General features: G+C 66.7%; 2 protein-coding genes. Both read right to left on the bottom strand.

The window, feature by feature from the left end; translation table 11 throughout:
* Positions 1-237: hypothetical protein (locus ACYVDE_RS24670; protein ID WP_460504164.1), on the bottom strand; the 237-nt coding region annotated here is incomplete at its 3' end.
* 24 nt (positions 238-261) lie between these two features.
* Positions 262-639, bottom strand: a complete 378-nt coding sequence (locus ACYVDE_RS24665; protein WP_460504163.1) for a DUF3995 domain-containing protein — start codon at positions 637-639, stop codon at positions 262-264.
* Between the last annotated feature and the right edge of the window lie 202 nt (positions 640-841).

The following is an 841-nucleotide window of genomic DNA, read 5'->3' as shown; positions in this document are numbered from 1 at the left end:
CAGCAGCCAGAGGCGGCGGGGCGTTTGCTCGGGGCGGGGCAGGCGGTGCAGCAGCCCCCGCCACAGCTGCCGGTTGGCCAGCCAGTAGCCGGTAGTGAAGTACAGCGAAACCAGCCAATGCACCAACACCAGCGGCCAGCGGCTGTATGGGCCGGTGGGTAGGTTCACCAAGGCAATAGCCAGGCTCAGCAGCGGAATGCCGCCTAGCAAAAACCGTCGGTCGGAGGGGGCGGGCATGGCAGGGTGCGGCTTCTGCCGGGGCTATGCTGCCAGCGCCAGGGCGGTGCAGCTGGCCGCGAGCAGGCCGCAAAGCGGGGTGTAATAACGGGTGTCGAGGCGGGCAAAAGTAGTGTGCTGCACGCGCTTACTCAGCCCCACGTAGCGAAAGTCGCCCACCATGCGCAAGGTAAACAGCAGGGCCAGCCCACCCAGTGCCAGCCGTAGTCCGCCGGGAGCAGCCCCCGGCCCCAGCGCCAAATATGCGGCGTTCAGGCTGCTCATGGCCAGCAGGCCCACGGCCACGGCGGCCGTCAGGCCCGCCGAAGGGCGCATCAGCAACTGCCCGTTGGCCGCAGCGGGCAGGGCTTGCGCCCAACCTCGCTGCCCACCCAGGGCCCAGTAGCCATGCAGGCCAGCCAAAAAAAAGAAAATAAAGACGTTGAATGCTGCCAGCCAGAGCATGGAAAGTTGAGAAATAGGATGAATGAACAAGCAAGCCAGTGTGTTACGCGGCCCATAGCGGCCGGCCCGCCATCGCCTGCCAAAACAGCCCGCCTACCACGGCCGCATACAGCACCGCTCCGGCCCAGGTGAGCCCGGCGGCTTGCCGCGGCACCCACTG

The organism is Hymenobacter agri (assembly GCF_054778495.1).
This window is presented reverse-complemented; position numbering and strand designations above follow the sequence as displayed.